The sequence below is a fragment of the Peribacillus sp. NPDC097284 genome (genome assembly GCF_044761765.1).
In the GTDB taxonomy this organism is placed as follows: Bacteria; Bacillota; Bacilli; order Bacillales; family DSM-1321; genus Peribacillus.
The window spans coordinates 1,038,052-1,054,291 of the sequence record NZ_JBIWCZ010000001.1 but is presented as its reverse complement, the minus strand read 5'-3'; the positions used below and the strand labels follow the sequence as shown (position 1 = coordinate 1,054,291).

The 16,240-nt window shown below is 42.4% G+C and carries 13 protein-coding genes and 1 riboswitch; of the genes, 10 read left to right on the top strand and 3 right to left on the bottom strand.

The annotated features are described in order from the left end of the window. Positions 1–38 precede the first annotated feature (38 nt). Positions 39–1,031, bottom strand: coding sequence for a proline dehydrogenase family protein (locus tag ACIQXU_RS05215; RefSeq protein WP_402987163.1), 993 nt, complete (start codon positions 1,029–1,031; stop codon positions 39–41). Positions 1,032–1,276: 245 nt separating this feature from the next. Here ACIQXU_RS05215 and ACIQXU_RS05210 point away from each other — a divergent pair, with 245 nt between their 5' ends. Both ACIQXU_RS05210 and brnQ read left to right on the top strand, forming a co-directional pair. Then, on the top strand, positions 1,277–2,257 hold the full coding sequence (locus tag ACIQXU_RS05210) for a proline racemase family protein (protein ID WP_402987161.1): 981 nt from the start codon (positions 1,277–1,279) through the stop codon (positions 2,255–2,257). 33 nt (positions 2,258–2,290) lie between these two features. Further along, positions 2,291–3,655 carry a branched-chain amino acid transport system II carrier protein gene (gene brnQ, locus ACIQXU_RS05205; protein ID WP_402987159.1) on the top strand — a complete coding sequence of 455 codons (1,365 nt, stop codon included), beginning with the start codon at positions 2,291–2,293 and terminating at the stop codon, positions 3,653–3,655. Between the two features lie 220 nt (positions 3,656–3,875). On the opposite strand, the gene ACIQXU_RS05200 is transcribed toward brnQ, so the two are convergent. After that, entirely contained in the window at positions 3,876–4,802 is a 927-nt protein-coding gene (locus ACIQXU_RS05200; RefSeq protein ID WP_402987157.1) for a ketopantoate reductase family protein, read from the bottom strand. 127 nt (positions 4,803–4,929) lie between these two features. Between ACIQXU_RS05200 and ACIQXU_RS05195 the strand changes: the two genes are divergently transcribed. The 7 genes from ACIQXU_RS05195 (at position 4,930) to ACIQXU_RS05165 (ending at position 14,508) form a co-directional block, all read left to right on the top strand. Then, positions 4,930–5,466: a GNAT family N-acetyltransferase gene (locus tag ACIQXU_RS05195; protein ID WP_402987155.1), complete on the top strand. Its 537-nt coding sequence runs from the start codon at positions 4,930–4,932 to the stop codon at positions 5,464–5,466. Between the two features lie 311 nt (positions 5,467–5,777). Further along, positions 5,778–5,885, top strand: a riboswitch (guanidine-I (ykkC/yxkD leader). Between the two features lie 58 nt (positions 5,886–5,943). Further along, positions 5,944–7,281 carry an APC family permease gene (locus ACIQXU_RS05190; RefSeq protein ID WP_402987153.1) on the top strand — a complete coding sequence of 446 codons (1,338 nt, stop codon included), beginning with the start codon at positions 5,944–5,946 and terminating at the stop codon, positions 7,279–7,281. A gap of 34 nt (positions 7,282–7,315) precedes the next feature. Continuing rightward, on the top strand, positions 7,316–8,053 hold the full coding sequence (locus ACIQXU_RS05185) for an urea amidolyase associated protein UAAP1 (RefSeq protein ID WP_402874102.1): 738 nt from the start codon (positions 7,316–7,318) through the stop codon (positions 8,051–8,053). Beyond that, complete coding sequence (locus ACIQXU_RS05180) at positions 8,053–8,709, top strand: urea amidolyase associated protein UAAP2 (RefSeq protein ID WP_402874105.1); 657 nt, start codon at positions 8,053–8,055, stop codon at positions 8,707–8,709. Before ACIQXU_RS05185 ends, ACIQXU_RS05180 begins: the two co-directional genes overlap by 1 nt. 5 nt (positions 8,710–8,714) lie before the next feature. After that, positions 8,715–12,350 (top strand): urea carboxylase, encoded by a 3,636-nt coding sequence (gene uca, locus ACIQXU_RS05175; protein WP_402987151.1) that lies wholly within the window; start codon positions 8,715–8,717, stop codon positions 12,348–12,350. Continuing rightward, complete coding sequence (locus tag ACIQXU_RS05170; protein ID WP_402987149.1) at positions 12,322–14,043, top strand: allophanate hydrolase; 1,722 nt, start codon at positions 12,322–12,324, stop codon at positions 14,041–14,043. Before uca ends, ACIQXU_RS05170 begins: the two co-directional genes overlap by 29 nt. Positions 14,044–14,193: 150 nt before the next feature. Beyond that, on the top strand, positions 14,194–14,508 hold the full coding sequence (locus ACIQXU_RS05165; RefSeq protein WP_402874112.1) for a thioredoxin family protein: 315 nt from the start codon (positions 14,194–14,196) through the stop codon (positions 14,506–14,508). A 206-nt stretch (positions 14,509–14,714) separates the two neighbouring features. Here ACIQXU_RS05165 and ACIQXU_RS05160 read toward each other — a convergent pair whose 3' ends face one another. Then, positions 14,715–15,215, bottom strand: coding sequence for a lipoprotein (locus tag ACIQXU_RS05160; protein WP_402987147.1), 501 nt, complete (start codon positions 15,213–15,215; stop codon positions 14,715–14,717). Positions 15,216–15,531: 316 nt separating this feature from the next. Here ACIQXU_RS05160 and ACIQXU_RS05155 point away from each other — a divergent pair. Continuing rightward, positions 15,532–16,240 (top strand): SH3 domain-containing protein (locus ACIQXU_RS05155; RefSeq protein WP_402987145.1); only part of this gene is annotated, 709 nt, incomplete at its 3' end.

Sequence of the window (16,240 nt, the reverse complement as noted above, 5' to 3'; positions counted from 1 at the left end):
AATGACTCCCGAAAACAACGGGAATCATCCAGTTTGCCTTATCGTGTTTTTTGCTTAACTGAACGTCTTTTTGAAAGTCGGCCCAGTATAAATGCTCCGGTCGCTACGCTGATTCCGATATTTGTTTTCTTGTTGAAGACTTGCTTTGTGACCAATGTCAGGTTTTGAGGTCTTTCGGCCAGTCGTCTCATGAAGTATCCATACCAATCGGCGCCAAATGGGACATATGTACAGAAATTATATCCTTCTTTTGCAAGCTCTAGCTGTAATTCTTTACGGAAGCCATAAAGCATTTGGAATTCGAATTTTTCTTTAGGGATATTATTTTGGATGACGAACTTCTTAACATGGTTGATGACACGATGATCGTGTGTCGCAATCGATGTGAATTTTCCGTGCAATAAGTGGTATTCAATCAGGTCGATATAGTGTTTATCGATTTCCTCTTTACTTTGATACGCAATCGTTTCAGGTTCTTTGTAGGCTCCTTTTACAATTCGTAAACGGTAATCCTTGAATCGCTCGATATTCTCCATCGATTCGTGGAAGTAAGCCTGAATGACGGTCCCTACGTTACCAAAGTGTTCTTGGACCGTTTCCATCAAATCGAATGAGGGATGTAAGCGTTCATAATTTTCCATATCGAAATTGATGAAAATATTATATTCCTTCGCTTTTTCAGCGATTTCTAATAAATTCTGAAGACAAAAATCATAATCAATATCTAAACCAAGCTGTGATGGTTTGAGGGATATATGTGCATCTGCCTGGTTTTCATGAATGGCTTCGATTACCTTGATGATTTGTTCCTTTGCTGCCGTCGCTTCGCTTTTTTCGAATACAAATTCACCAAGGTTATCTACTGTACAGGAAATACCTTGTTGATTTAAATGTTTGATGGTATGAATCGTTTCTTCAATGTTCGTCCCTGCGACCACACTTTGTGCCCCAAGCTTTAACCCATACCGTTGTGCAGCGCTGTTCAAGGTTTTATTTTCTGACAGATGAATAAAAAAATCACGTAAAATCATGTGATTGCCCCCTAAATTATGAAATTATTTGAAGATTATAATATTTTTTCAAGAAAATCAAATCATTTTTTTTCTTTTTCTGTGAAACTTTGAAAATAAGCTTTGGTAATAAAGGGTTTTCAAGGAAAAATAAATATTTTCCAGGTATTCAAAATATAAACATCTTTATTTTCTGTCTTTTCAAAAAACTATTTATGAATTATGATGTGTATTAATTTCATGTTTGTAAAATATAGGGGGTAGCGATGGAGAATTATAACGTACAAATTCAAACAATCGACACGCATACGATGGGGGAAGCTACACGAATTGTCATCGATGGATTCCCTGAAATCATGGGGGAAACCATGATGGATAAAAAGAATTATGTGCGAAATCATTTTGATGATTTCCGCAAGTTGCTGATGAATGAGCCGCGTGGACACAAAGATATGTTCGGAGCCATTCTAACAAAACCGACACATCCCAAGGCGGATATAGGCGTCATCTTCATGGACAGCGGATCTTACTTGAACATGTGTGGCCACGGAACGATTGGGACTGTAACCATGTGTCTAACGAAAGCGCTCATACCTAAAAAAGATAGAGTGTTCATTGATACGCCTGCAGGTTTGATAGAGTGCTTGATTACGTATAAAGATAACGTTGTCGAAAGCGTGTCATTCCAAAACGTTTCGTCATTCGTTCTCTACAAGGAAACCCCTGTTCACCTGTCAGATGATCGACAGGTAAACGTGGATGTGGCATTTGGGGGAAGTTTTTTTGGAATAGTGAATGCTCATGATTTAGGAATAGAGATCTCACTGGAAAATAAAAACGAAATGATACATAAGGCTTTGGAAATTCGCGATAAATTGAACAGTCAGTTATCCATCGAACATCCGTTGAAGCCGGAAATCAATACGGTTGATTTAATAGAAATCAGCGAAAAGGTAGGGCCTAACCATTATCGGAATGTTGTCATATTCGGTGATGGGCAAATAGACCGATCACCTTGTGGGACAGGGACTTGTGCGAAAATGGCAACCTTGGACCTGGAAGCGGGCGAATCAATCATTCAGGAAAGCATTATCGGATCGAAGTTCAAAGGGACGGTAGTGAAGCATACAGAAGTAGCGGGGATTGAAGCCGTGACCCCCGAGATTACAGGATCAGCATGGATTACTGGGGAACACCTTTTTGTATTACAGAACCATGATGTGTATGAAACAGGATTCTCTATTTAATTTTATTACAATAACATAATTGGGGGCGCTTCCATGAAATCGGTATCAAACTATCAGATTATTATCATTGGGTTCATGCTTTTCGCTATGTTTTTAGGTGCTGGGAATGTCATCTTCGCCCCGGTTCTTGGTCAAGAAGCCGGTACGAACACCGTCATTGCGATGGGTGGATTTCTCATCACGGGTGTTGGTTTGGTCATTCTCGCAATCATTGCTTTAACGAAAGGGGGCGGGACCGTCGAAAAATTGGCGAGCCGGGTGCATCCCAAGTTCGCTCTAGTATTTAGTGTCCTTCTGTTTCTAGCGTTAGGGCCCTTATATGTCATTCCCCGAACAACGAGTGTCGTGTATGAAATCGGCATTCGCCAGTTGATTCCTCAATCTACTATGCACGTATTTTTCTTACTGGGTTTCTCTATCATCTTCATTGGACTAACCATCTATTTATCCTGGGAAACTTCCAAATTCGTGGATCGACTCGGTAAAATGATCACACCAATCTTTGGGGTTCTGCTTGTGATCTTGGTTGGTAAATCCATCTTCACGCCCATGGGTTCGATTTATGCTCCTGTAACAGGTGCTGGGTATGAAACGTCAACCGCTGCCTTTTTAAAAGGCTTTACGCAAGGCTATTTCACAATGGACGTTTTAGCGGCATTTGTATTTGGCGGCATCTTCATCAAATCAGTCGATGCTTTAGGGGTGAAGTCAGCTAAGGAAGTTTCCTCGGTCTTCATTAAAGCGGGGGTCGTCACGTTGATAGGCCTGATTTTATTGCAGGTTTCCATGGCTTGGATCGGTGCGTCCAGTGTCGATGCCATCGGGTATAAACAAAATGGCGGTGAACTGATTGCATTGGCGTCTAAGTCTTTGTTTGGGCAAGTGGGCCTGTACTTAATCGGTGTGGTCATTTTCCTGACAGGCATTACGACCAATGTTGCTTGTCTTGCGGCCGTGGCGGAATATTTTGAACGGATCATTCCATCGATTTCCTACAAAAAATGGTTGATTCTGATTTCTGCCGTGAGCTTGGTCATCACGAACTTTGGCTTGAATACGATTCTTAACATGGCATCCCCGGTCTTAATGTTGTTATATCCGATTGCTATCGCATTAATTGCTTTAGTTTTCTTAGACAAACTATTTGGCGGAGCTCAATCGGTTTATATCGGAACCATCGTGGGCGTAACATTTGTCGCCATTTTGGATGCACTTAAAGATGCGAATCTAGCTACCTCAACCATTAATGACATCTTCTCTTTCATTCCATTTTTCACGAACGGCGCAGGCTGGATCATTACCGGCATCATCGGCTTTATCGTGGGTATGTTCTTTAAAAATAAGTCTCAAAAGAATAGTGACGTAGAGATGGAATACAACTCGACACTATCAAAGTGAGCCTTGTGAAATGAGACCGAAACCTCTACTCTTGCCAATCGATTGGTGGCCAGGGTAGAGGTTTTCTAATTCTTTGAAAGTTGTTAAGCCTATGGAATATCATAAAAAAATATAATGAACGTATGAATGGCTACAGAAAAGGATTAGCCAGTAAAGCAGTTTCGTTCATCCTTTTTTCTAAAACTAAAAAAATCAGCCCGACTTCCGTCGGAGTCCACCATCACTGAACGGAATATTGCCTTTCCATCGATTTGATCTTCTCATATAGTTCTTGATTGATAGGAGTGGGCATTTGATACTTTCTTCCCAGTTCAATAACCGTTCCAGCAAATAATTCGACTTCACTGATTCGTTGCGCCTCTACATCTTGAGCCATGGAGGGTTTGCCATTTGGACTTAATGTCCCTAATACTTTCAGCCAATACCCCAGATCCTTTTCCGTTAAATGGACACCTTCTTTTTCCGACAAAGCAATTACTTCTCTCATGGCTGCAATCATCATGTCTCTGGCTTTTCCTTCTCGCTGAATTTCGCCATAATTGCTTTGATAGATAGCAACCGTTTGATTGACCCCTACATTCAGCATGAATTTCCCCCATTGTCTTCTATACATATCCGTATCCACCTCAAAAGGCACATCCATCTGTTCAAAGAATTCTGCCAGCTTTTTTGCTTGTGGTGAAATGACACCAGGTTCCCTTGAACCAAAGCAGAGCATACCCATATGTTCGTAGGTTAGTTCATTGCCGACCTTTACTGCATCCATGCCTTGGGCCACACAATACAGTACTTTATCCATTCCATACGTTTCACCAATAATGGTTTCACTTGTAATGCCATTCAGTAGGGAAAGAATGATGGTATCATCTCCGACATGGTTCTTTACCGATTCAATGGCATTTTTCAACCCATTATATTTAACGGAAACGATCAACAAATCTGCCGGCCCACAGTCTTCTTCAGGTGTGACGTAGTGAAAATTGCAAGGATCCCCATTACTATAAAGCTTCTCGTTTTCATATCGCATAATGCGATCGGAATCAGCGATGATCCGTAAATCCTCTGTTCCCATCTTCTTGGACAAATGATGTCCAAACAAAACCCCTAATGCACCTAGCCCAATAATCGAAACTTTTTTCATTGTCATTTTTCCTCTACCTCCTGTACATGTCCCATTAGCATTCTAACATAATTTATTGAATTTTCTAATAGTTTTACTTACGATAACAGTAGCCTATCGAAGGCAAAGAGAAAGAGAAGAAGGGGATGGAATAATGAGCAAAATTAACATGATCAAATTTGAGAATGAGTACCATGATTTAGTTTCCCTTTTGACAAATAATACGTGGCCCTATCACTCGGATCCACAACCTTCTGGCGAACAAATTGTCGAAGCGTACCATAAGGGGTGGTATCAAGAAGATAAGGAAACTATCTGGATAGAAAAAGACAATGAAAAAATCGGATTGATTATGCTGCATGATATAACCGACACCATCCCTTCCTTCGACATTCGTTTAGACAAAAGTGTTAGAGGAAAAGGGATTGGAACGCTAGCTGTTAACTGGATCGTAGACTATCTTTTTGGTTTGCCAGATCGGAAGATTAGGATAGAAGCCTATACGCGTAGTGACAACCTAGCTATGAGAAAAACATGTAACAAATGCGGATTTGTTAAAGAAGGATATCTACGGGATGCTTGGGAAAATAACGATGGGAGTATATCGGACTCGGTTTGCTATGCATTCATTAGAAGGGATTGGGAGAAGAAAGAAATAACGCCGATACAACTAAATGAATGGCCTTTCTAAATATCTTCATAGTTATGTTGTTGAACGTTTAGTGGAAATAGGAAACATCTTAAAGGACCAAAGGGGGTCCTTTTCTTTTTGGAAAGGATTAATAGAAGGGGAGTCTTACTAAAAGAAATGAAATGAGACCACCCCATATTCACGAAAGAAATGATTTCTTTGGTTCATCTTGGCTTAGGGTCGATTTTTCTCTTGGAAATCCACTCCAGATATAGAAATATTCAATTGATGTTATAAAATGTAACATCACGTGTTGACTTTTCATAACATTCTGACTATAATTGGGTTATTATAACAGAGCACAACATCATAAAATATCTTTCTAGGGTTCCGTTCAATCTATATTGAAGTCTGGACCGAGAGAAAGAGTATAGCAAATCATACTGCTATATACACGGAGGGATAAAAGCCCGGGAGAACTTAGTATAGTTCACCCGGGCTTTTATCTTTTTTTATAGCCATTGATGAAAGGGGTAGATGCTTATCAGCAACGTACAATTTAAGAGAAGTTTGAAGACATCACAAATTGTTGTTATGGGGCTAGCATGGATGACACCGATGATTTATTTTACGGTATATGGTGTGGTATTTGAAACAGCCGATGGCTTAATGACCCCCGCTTATATCGTGGCGTTTCTTGCCATTGTGTTTACTGCGTATAGTTACAGTCGAATGGTTAAAGTGTATCCGACCGGAGGTTCTGCGTACACCTATACGAGTAAAGCGATTCACCCAAAGGCTGGGTTTTTGGTCGGGTGGGCGTTATTGATCGATTACCTATTTTCTCCGATTATCGCCATTTTAACATTTGGGATTTTTATGCACGCTGAGTTTCCAAGCATCCCAATATTCGTTTGGATTATCCTGATGAACATTGTGCTAGCGGTTGTGAATATTATCGGAATTGGATCGGCAGCACGCATTAGTGGCTTTTCAGTGTTGGTCCAGATCGGGTTTATCCTCATCTTCTGTTTATTGACAGCTAAAGACATTGTCCTTAATCAAGGTGCCAGTGCTTTATTCACCTTAGAACCATTGCTGGTTGGTGAGGGTTCAGTTGTATCAGTTTTTTCCGGTGCGTCACTGATTTGTTTCTGCTTCTTAGGTTTTGATGCGGTTACAACAATGGCAGAAGAAACAATTGATTCGAAAAAGACGATTCCACGAGCCATCTTTTATATTATTTTCATCGCAATCACTTTGTACGCGATGATCTCGTTTTTAACAGCTATTGCATTCCCGGCATTCAGCTTTGCAGATCCAGACAATGCGGCGTATAGCTTGATTCAAATGGTCGGCGGCAATTTGTTTAGTACCCTCTTCATCATGGTGCTGATTATTGCGACATTCACACAAGGCTTGTCTTCAATGACCAGTGTAACACGTTTTCTCTATGCATTAGGGGAAGCATCCGTTTTACCGAAAAAGGTATTTACTTCATTACATCCAAAACTACGTACACCCATTCTTAACATTTTGTTTGTATCAACAATCTCCTTATCAGCCATTTTCATCAACCTTGATACGGCGGTATTGTTCGTCAGCTTTGGCGCTTTGACCGGTTTTATCTTTGTTAATTTAAGCGTTATTTCCCACTACTATATCAAGGAGCAGAATCGAGGGTTCAAAGCCACCTTCTTCTATCTGGTTTTCCCAAGCATTGGGGTGTTGTTCATCGGATGGTTATGGACGCTACTCGATCCTCATACTTTATGGATTGGGGGAGCATGGGTTGCCTTTGGATTTGTCTACTTATTTTTGAAAAATAGAATCACGGCACCGAGTTTAAGGAATTTAGATAAAAAGTTGGTTTAAAAATCAGAATATTCAATCTATAGGAGGCGGTTATATGCAACAGACAAGTGTGATCGTATCAAAAATCATTCCAGCAGGGGGCAAATGGTCGGCGTTCATCAAACGCGGCAAAGAAATTACCTTTACCGTGTCAGCGGAACAAGCGAATGTATCGTTGTTGCTATTTAACGCACATGATTTGGCAGAACGCTACAATATGCCGGATTCATTAAAAGCTCAATATACTGCCTTTTTTACGAAGCATAATGTATTAATGAGTGACCAAGGCCGTGTTCTAGCGAGCATTACCGAAGATTCTGTCGGCTGGCATGATACCATCGGCGGTTATTCGACAAAAGCGCAAATTGACTCACAATTCGGCGAAACAACGTATCAAGAATCACGCAATGAACGCTATCGTAATGGAGAAGATAACTTGCTTATCGAATTGTTCCGTAATGGCTTAAGCCGCCAAGATTTAGGACCTGTTGTCAACTTATTTTCAAAAGTATCCTGTGATGATGCAGGCTATATGCATCTAGCACCCGATCATGTAAAAGCTGGAGATACAGTGACATTACGGACGGAGATGGATGTTTTCATGGCTCTGTCGAATACGCCCCATCCATTATCGGAAGCGACCACTTATCCACAAGCGGAAGTAACCGTGGAAGTAAAGGATACGATGCCTGCAACCGGAGATGATCCATGCGTCCTTCACCGCGATGAAAATAAGCGCGCATATGAGAATACGTGGGAATATGTACAACTTACACAAGGAGGCGTTCTCTAATGGCTGTATTTAATAATGTTGAAAGTGAACGACAAGAGGCGAAGGCCATTTATTCGAAAAGGTTGTTAGCGGGCGATGGCTGGTTACATACATTAGAACCGGGCCAAGTATTACGAATCGTGGACTTGGAAGGCAATCAAGCAGCAGATACATTATTTTTCAATGCAGAGGTACCGACAGATCACTATAGCGCGGTTAAAACGATTCAGAAACAAAAAAATATCTATCTATCAACAGGCTCCGTTTTACTGTCCGAGATGGGTACAGAACTAGTTGAAATTGTCGCCGATACGTGTGGGCGTCACGATACACTAGGCGGCTCATGTTCAGCCCAAAGCAATACAGTACGTTATGCCCGCGAAACGTTACCCATGCACAATTGCCGTGACACATATATGTTGCAGTTAGCGAAAAGCGATCAATATCAACACATGCAAAAACGTGATTTATCCCCTAATGTAAACTTCTTCATGAATGTGCCTGTCACACTTGAGGGCGGCCTGAAATTTGATGATGGAGTTTCCGCTCCAGGTAAATATGTGGAGATGCGTGCCATCACACGTACAGTGGTGCTCATTAGCAACTGTCCACAGCTCAACAATCCATGTAATGCGTATAATCCAACACCAATTCAACTACTAATTTGGGAAGGGTGAATAAGATGTTCAAAAAAGTATTGATTGCTAACCGAGGTGCAATTGCTGCACGAATCGTTCGAACATTAAAGAAAATGAATGTACAATCTGTCGTCGTTTATACAACGGCCGATCAGGACAATACGTATGTAGCTGAGGCAGACGAAGCCATTTTCATCGGCGATGGGCCTGCAAAAGAGAGCTATTTAAATGCGGATTTAATTTTAGAAAAGGCACGTGCCGTTGGTGCTGAAGCGATTCATCCAGGCTATGGCTTTTTAAGTGAAAATGCCGCATTTGCACGTGATTGTATGGCGAGTGGCATTGCTTTTGTAGGACCTAAACCTGAACAAATCGAACAATTTGGCTTAAAGCACTCAGCACGTCAACTTGCAAAAGAAGCGCAAGTACCGTTACTGCCCGGTACGCATTTGATTGAGGATTTAGAAGAAGCACTAGCATCCTCTACAAGGATTGGCTATCCAGTGATCTTAAAAAGTACGGCTGGTGGCGGTGGCATTGGCATGAAAGTGTGTGAGGATGAGCAAGCATTGCGTGAGGCGTTTGAAGCAGTGACGCATTTAGCAGAGAAGAACTTCAATAATGGTGGTGTATTTGTTGAAAAATATATTGCAAGTGCACGCCATGTAGAAGTGCAGGTCTTTGGTACAGAGACGGAAATTGTGGCATTGGGCGAACGGGATTGCTCATTGCAGCGCCGCAACCAAAAAGTAGTGGAAGAGACACCCGCACCTCTATTGAATGAAGCGGTTCGTGAAAAGATGTTGGAAGCTTCCATACGTTTAGCGAAACTAGTGGGCTATCGTAGTGCTGGTACGGTGGAATATTTATACGATCCTGTGAGTGATCAGTTTTATTTCTTGGAAGTGAACACGCGTTTACAAGTAGAGCATGGTGTGACGGAAGAAGTCACAGGTGTAGATTTAGTGGAATGGATGATTAAAGAGGCAGCCGGGGAGTTGGCGAATCTTTCCACACTAATATCATCGCCACAAGGTCATAGCATGCAAGTTCGCATTTATGCTGAAGATTGTTTTAACCAGTTTCAGCCAAGTGTCGGGACGATAGATGATATCGTATGGCCAGCGGGTGTCCGCATCGAAACTGGCATCCAAAAAGGCGGTTCCATCTCAACGTATTATGATCCAATGGTTGCCAAAGTGATTGTCCATGCCGATACGCGTGAGGATGCCATTACAAAGTTACAGCAAGCATTATCTGAAATGCGTGTATATGGTGTGACGACAAACCTGCAATATTTAGAGCAAGTATTAATGGAAGAATCGGTGCGGTCAGGGGCCGTTTATACGAAGCTATTGGAATCTTTTTTACCAGAGGAAGCAAGTATTGAAGTGTTAGATGGTGGCATTCAAACGACGGTACAAGATTTTCCGGGGCGAACAGGACATTGGAACGTCGGAGTGCCGCCATGTGGTCCGATGGATAGCTATGCATTCCGCATCGGCAATCAGTTACTTGGCAATGCCTTCGATGCACCAGGCTTAGAGTTGACACTGCGTGGCGGTAGTTATCGCTTCCGTGCACCGATGACTATTTGTTTAACAGGGGCCGATATGCAAGCGACGCTCGATGGGGTGCCAGTTGCACGTTACGAAACGATTCAAGTAGCTGCGCAACAAGTACTGTCACTAGAAGAGGCCGAAGAAGGCATGCGCAGTTACTTGCTCGTGGCAGGGGGACTTGATATGCCGAAGTATCTAGGCAGTGCCTCGACATTTACGCTTGGTGGCTTTGGAGGACACAATGGCCGACCACTACATACAGGTGATGTGTTACGCGTTAATGCGGCAGAACCCGTTGTACCGCGCGCCTTACAAGTCGAAGCTCAGCAACACTATACACATGAGTGGGAAATTGGCGTTATTGCTGGTCCTCATTGCACGAAGGAATATTTAGAAGCAGCCTACTTAGAAGAGCTGACGGCAACCAACTTTGAAGTGCATTTTAATAGTTCCCGGACAGGGGTGCGGCTCATTGGTCCCACACCGAAGTGGACACGTAAAGATGGAGGCGAGGCAGGCTTGCATCCATCGAATATTCACGACAATGCCTATGCGATTGGTACCCTGGATTTAACAGGTGATATGCCGATTTTACTAGGCCCGGATGGACCGAGCCTCGGCGGTTTTGTTTGTCCAGTGACGACGGCTTCGGCAGAGTTTTGGAAGATCGGTCAGTTGCACGCGGGTGATACGGTACGCTTTAAATTATTATCAGTAGACGAGGCCAATGCTCTACGTAAAAATCAAGAGCAATTTTTAGAGGAATTAACGGTCACCTCGTTTGAAGAGATGAACGATGTAGGGTATATGGAACAAGCTGATCCAGAAACGGCGATTTTATTCAGAAGCGAGAAAGGCCGCTTCCCGATGGTTATCCGTGCAGATGGGGATGAAAATTTGCTTGTGGAATATGGTGATATGGTTCTGGATTTACTATTGCGTTTCCAAGCCCATCTGTTAATGGAGGCGATTAAAGAGCGCACTGATATTCCAGTGATTGACCTCACACCAGGTATCCGCTCCCTGCAAGTGCATATTGATTCAACGAAAATGACGCTAATGGAATTATGCCGTATTATAGACGAGCTAAATCAAGCATTACCTGTGTTGGAAGAGGTTGAGGTACCTTCGCGAATCGTCCATTTACCCTTGTCATGGGACGATCCTTCGACACAATTAGCCATCGAGCGTTATCAAAAAAATGTCCGTCCGGATGCACCTTGGTGTCCGAGTAATATCGAATTCATCCGCCGTATGAACGGTCTTGGAGCAATTGATGATGTTCGTCGTATCGTGTTTGATGCCAATTATTTAGTGATGGGGCTTGGCGATGTATATCTTGGGGCACCCGTTGCCACACCACTCGATCCGCGGCACCGTCTCGTAACGACAAAGTACAATCCTGCGCGGACATGGACGCCTGAAAATGCGGTTGGGATTGGTGGCGCATATATGTGCGTATATGGCATGGAAGGACCTGGTGGCTATCAATTCGTTGGCCGTACGGTCCAAATGTGGAATCGCCTTAGAGCAACAAAAAGTTTTACAGAAGGAAAGCCATGGTTATTACGCTTCTTCGATCAAATTCGCTTCTATCCAGTAGCAGAAGAAGAATTAGAAATAAAACGCCAACAATTTTTACGTGGTCAATTTGAGGTCAAGATTGAAGAGACAACATTCAAACTCCGTGACTATATCAGATTTTTGGAAGAGGTTAAAGTCGAAACGCAAAGCTTTAAACAAACTCAACAGCAAGCGTTTGATACAGAGCGTGAGCGTTGGCGCGACCTTGGATTAGACGAATATGTAGCAGAGCATCATGAAGCGGTGAATGTCGATAGCGATGTGCCCGAAAATAGCGAGGCCATCCGCTGTACATTACCGGGGAGCATATGGAAAGTACTTGTTGAAGCAGGCATGTATGTAAGAAAAGGGGATGTATTGCTAGTTGAAGAAAGTATGAAAATGGAGTTTCCGCAGGTTGCCCCATTTGATGGCATTGTGAAACAAATTTATGTTTCTCCTGGAGACGAAGTACAAGCCAATCAATTAATGGTAGCCCTAGAACCCATAGAAGTGGAGGTAAAAGATGATGAATCCATTATTATCTATCAATAATTTACAACAAGCTTATGCAGATGGTAGCTTGACGCCACGGCAAGTAGTCACCGATATTTTACAGCGTGTGGAAGACTATACGGCGAGTACGGTATTTATTGTTCCCCCGACATGGGAACGACTGACGCCTTATGTTGAAAAATTGGAACGAGTCAATATGCAGAACTTTCCTTTATATGGAATTCCATTTGTCATTAAGGATAATATTGATTGGGTTGATGTCGACACGACTGCGGCATGCCCAACCTATGCCTATACACCTACTGAAAGTGCGACTGTTGTCCAACGTTTAATTGATGCTGGTGCGATTCCAATTGGCAAAACCAATTTAGACCAGTTTGCAACGGGGCTGATCGGCACGCGTAGTCCATATGGTGTCGTGAAGAACGCCTTGAACGAAGAACTGATCAGCGGGGGTTCGAGCTCGGGATCGGCCGTCGCGGTGGCATTAGGATTTGCAAGCTTTGGTCTTGGTACGGATACCGCGGGTTCGGGTCGCGTACCAGCCGCATTAAATGAGTTGTATGGGTTGAAACCAAGTCTGGGCGCTTGGCCCGTGAAAGGTGTGGTTCCGGCATGCGAAAGTTTGGATTGTGTGACGGTGTTTGCGACTGAACTGCAAGATGTCTATTCGGTGGATGCCGTTGTACGCGGGGAGGATGCGGCTGATATCTGGAGCCGCGCCGTACCATTGGCCCCCGCTGCAAATCCAGCTGTAGTGTGTTTGCCGAAAAACGACTTAACGTTTTTTGGCCCATATGCCCACGAATATGAAGCGGCCTGGAATCGTACGGTGCAACGTCTGGAAAATGGGAATGTGCCGATCCGTTATATAGATGTGACGTACTTACAAGAAGCCGCAGCCATTTTATACGACGGCCCATGGATTGCGGAGCGCTGGTCTGCGATTGGGGATTTTGTAGAGGACCATCCTGATGAAATCTTCGATGTTACGCGCCAATTACTCCGTGAAAGCGAAAATCAAACGTATCGTGCCACCGAGCTATTTCAGGCAATGCATCGACTGCAAGCCTTAAAGAAACGTGCGATGCTAGAGTTAGAGAATGCGGTGCTTGTTTTGCCAACAACAGGTGGTACGTGGACGATTCAACAGGCAAAAGAAGACCCGATTTCCACAAATCAACAATTGGGCTTGTATACGAATCATTGCAATTTGCTCGATTTGGCAGCGATTGCTGTTCCGGCAGATCATGCAACCGCAGATGTTCCTTTTGGCATTACACTTTTTAGCCGCTTCGATGAAGAGCATTTATTAAAAGGACTGGCCACTACTATTGAGCGTGGCAACACAATTCCCGTTGCCGTATGCGGACTTCATATGCGTGGCTTTGCATTAGAGCACCAAATGCTAGAATGCCAAGCTACCTTTGCCTATCAAACAACAACAGCCTCTACCTATCGATTATATCAACTAGCTACACAGCCAGCTAAACCTGGGTTAGTTCGGGGTGCAGATGGTGTCGCCATAGAAGTCGAGGTATGGGATATGCCAATTGCACAGCTCGGTGCCTTTATGCAACGGATTCCTGCACCGCTTGGAATGGGAAAAGTCCAGCTAGCAAACGGTCTTGAAGTTCTTGGTTTTATTTGTGAGCCAGATGCAATCGAGCAAGCATTGGATATTTCTTATACCGGTGGGTGGCGTTATTTAGAAACGACATCGATTGAATAAGTAGTGGAATTCTGTAATGTTGGGAACAATAACGAATCTGACTGGTGAGTTGTAGTTAGAATTTGAATAATGAAGGAAATACCTATATATTTATCACTGAGTCACATATGCGACATAGGCTATTTTTAGAAAAGCTCGGAGGAGAATATTATGAAAACGATTAGTACAGAACAAGAATATCGTGAACAAATCAAACAAGATGAATTAACGGTCGGGATTTTCACGACAACATGGTGCCCGGATTGCAAGCGTCTGGATATGTTCATCGGTGACATCACAGCAGAACATCAAGACAAGAATTGGTTCACCATCGATAAAGACGAATTCCCGGAAATCGCGGAAGAACAGACTGTCATGGGAATCCCTTCATTATTGGTATTCAAGAATGGTGAAAAAATCGCCCACCTGCACAGTGCGAACGCTAAAACTCCTGATCAAGTGAATGAGTTTTTAAATAACCTATAATAATAAGCACGGAACCTACCCTCGCATGTATCGTCATGTGGGGGTTGTTTTTCGTTTCATGGTATGTGAATAGGATTAAATTGTTACGCAGTATACAAAATTCAACAAGCCATCGATCTGGCGATTGGGAGCTAAAGATTCGATTCAAGATATAGTCGATGTAACGAATTAAAATGTCCCCCACTAAAGGGGCATTTTTCTTTTGTTTATAACTCCTCAATTTTTTTGAAGAGATCGGTATAAAGTTGGTCAATGTTCTTTTTATCGTCTACATAAAAATACCAAGCATCCTCTTTATTTGCATGATCATCATGTAAATAAATGGTCGTATGAGAACCATTCGCTAAAGAATCATGGGCCGTTTCATAAGTAAGGCCCTCCGTTATAAAGGGATCGTGCTTTTTACTAGAATCGAAGAAGACAATCGGAATGTCTGAACTTCTATAAACGTTCACAAATTTATCGTCTGATGCTGTTTCAAAAACGTCGGGTGCTAACAGAACGGCATCAAAGTTAGCTTCGATTCTTGCAATATCTTTACTTAATTTGTCTAATGATAGCGATTCAACAGAAATACTATTATTTTTAAATTCAGGTGTTTCGCCAATTACTGCAATGTTCAAAGGTGCTCCATCGTACTTCACCTCACTATTCGAACAAGCAGCCAATACGGCAACCACGCCTAAAAAATGGATGATCTTTTTCATATGCAACCTCCTTATTAATGGAAATCTTTTTTTCTTTCCTCAACTTATTATTCTACAAATATTTTCAAAAACCTTGCTTACATGACATTCCTTTTTGATGGATGAACCATATACCTTAAAATAATATCATTTCAATTATGTTACATAAATATTAATTATTTTACTATTAGATTAAAAGAACTTAACAATAGTCGTAATCTTAGGTAAATACACAATTATGTCATAAAAATAGTTTAAAATACCTATATCAGAATACTAATTCTAACCGATATTTAAAATAATGTAATAAAAATAATACTTTAGTAGGGAGAATGATATGAAAAAGTTACTTATACCGACTTTCTGTTTCGCAGTATTGAGTACTGTTGCTTTTGAAGAACATATATCTGCAGCTCCACTATCAGCCGAACAAAAAACGATAGAAACGATAAAATATGTGAATGTGAGCTCAGGGTCGCTGAATATGCGAAAAAGCGGTAAGGAAAGCGCAGCCGTAGTGGCGAAGCTAAGTAAAGGCACGAAGGTAGCCGTCTATTCGGAATCCAAAGGTTGGGCTAAAGTTAAAGCGAATGGAAAAGAAGGATACGTGAGTACCGCTTACCTTTCAACAAAAAAACCAGGAGCGGTTAAGCAAGCAGTGACCGCAACCGTCAAAGCGACGACAAAATACGTGAATGTAAGTTCAGGTACGCTGAATATGAGGAAAAGTGGTTCCGCGAGTGCGAAAATAGTCACGACGCTAAGCAAGGGTACCAAGGTAACGGTGTATTCGGAGTCAAAAGGCTGGGCAAAAGTCAAAGCGAACAATAAGGAAGGCTATGTGAATACAACCTACCTTTCGACAAAAAAGCCAGGAGCGGTTAAGCAAGCAGTTACTGCGACCGTCAAAACGACGACAAAATACGTGAATGTGAGTTCAGGTACGCTGAATATGAGGAAAAGTGGTTCGGCGAGCGCGAAAATAGTCACTGAATTAACCAAAGGCACTAAAGTAACGGTGTATTCAGAGTCAAAAGGCTGGGCGA

What these genes read in the sequence shown, in the direction of transcription:
- ACIQXU_RS05215 (WP_402987163.1), bottom strand. Translation starts at nt 1,031, where the DNA reads ATGATTTTACGTGATTTTTTTATTCATCTGTCAGAAAATAAAACCTTG.
- ACIQXU_RS05210 (WP_402987161.1), top strand. Translation starts at nt 1,277, where the DNA reads ATGGAGAATTATAACGTACAAATTCAAACAATCGACACGCATACGATG.
- brnQ (WP_402987159.1), top strand. Translation starts at nt 2,291, where the DNA reads ATGAAATCGGTATCAAACTATCAGATTATTATCATTGGGTTCATGCTT.
- ACIQXU_RS05200 (WP_402987157.1), bottom strand. Translation starts at nt 4,802, where the DNA reads ATGACAATGAAAAAAGTTTCGATTATTGGGCTAGGTGCATTAGGGGTT.
- ACIQXU_RS05195 (WP_402987155.1), top strand. Translation starts at nt 4,930, where the DNA reads ATGAGCAAAATTAACATGATCAAATTTGAGAATGAGTACCATGATTTA.
- ACIQXU_RS05190 (WP_402987153.1), top strand. Translation starts at nt 5,944, where the DNA reads ATGCTTATCAGCAACGTACAATTTAAGAGAAGTTTGAAGACATCACAA.
- ACIQXU_RS05185 (WP_402874102.1), top strand. Translation starts at nt 7,316, where the DNA reads ATGCAACAGACAAGTGTGATCGTATCAAAAATCATTCCAGCAGGGGGC.
- ACIQXU_RS05180 (WP_402874105.1), top strand. Translation starts at nt 8,053, where the DNA reads ATGGCTGTATTTAATAATGTTGAAAGTGAACGACAAGAGGCGAAGGCC.
- uca (WP_402987151.1), top strand. Translation starts at nt 8,715, where the DNA reads ATGTTCAAAAAAGTATTGATTGCTAACCGAGGTGCAATTGCTGCACGA.
- ACIQXU_RS05170 (WP_402987149.1), top strand. Translation starts at nt 12,322, where the DNA reads ATGATGAATCCATTATTATCTATCAATAATTTACAACAAGCTTATGCA.
- ACIQXU_RS05165 (WP_402874112.1), top strand. Translation starts at nt 14,194, where the DNA reads ATGAAAACGATTAGTACAGAACAAGAATATCGTGAACAAATCAAACAA.
- ACIQXU_RS05160 (WP_402987147.1), bottom strand. Translation starts at nt 15,215, where the DNA reads ATGAAAAAGATCATCCATTTTTTAGGCGTGGTTGCCGTATTGGCTGCT.